Origin of the sequence: Streptomyces hazeniae, from assembly GCF_031845485.1 — a bacterium.
Classification (GTDB): Bacteria; Actinomycetota; Actinomycetes; order Streptomycetales; family Streptomycetaceae; genus Streptomyces; species Streptomyces hazeniae.
Genome location: NZ_JAVREQ010000177.1, coordinates 1 through 454 on the forward strand (window position 1 = coordinate 1; position 454 = coordinate 454).

The following is a 454-nucleotide window of genomic DNA, read 5'->3' on the forward strand; positions in this document are numbered from 1 at the left end:
GTCTACACCCCGGAGTCCGTCGCCGCCCAGGCCGGACTACCCGCCCTCTCCGGACCTGTCACCGCCTACGCGGGGGCGTACCACGGCTGGGGTTTCCACGAGGACGGGTGCCGGTCGGGGGCCGAGGCGGCGGCTGCCCTGGGGGTGACGTGGTGAGCGTCCGTGGAAGGGGCGCGGTGAGCGGTCCCGTAAGTGCCCTGTATCCGTGCACGATCACGCATGTACGGACGCGGCCCGGCCGGTACGCCCTGCGGCACCGGACCTATCTGTGGCTCATCGACCCCGATGCCCCGCCCCGGCTGCCGCGCGCCCTGCGGTCCCTGGCCCGGTTCGAGGCGCGGGACCACTTCGGGGGCACCGCGCCCACCATCCGGGCCGGGCTCGCCCGCTTCCTGGCCGCCCAGGGCGTGGACCTCGCCGACGGGACCGTCACCATGCTCACCCAGGCCCGGGT

General features: G+C 75.1%; 1 protein-coding gene and 1 pseudogene. Both read left to right on the forward strand.

Annotation, left to right across the window (positions count from 1 at the left end; genetic code table 11):
- A pseudogene (locus RM572_RS29190) lies at positions 1-156 on the forward strand (NAD(P)/FAD-dependent oxidoreductase); the annotation flags it as partial.
- Positions 157-176: 20 nt separating this feature from the next.
- On the forward strand, positions 177-454 hold a 278-nt coding region (locus tag RM572_RS29195; RefSeq protein WP_311676363.1), incomplete at its 3' end, for a DUF1365 family protein.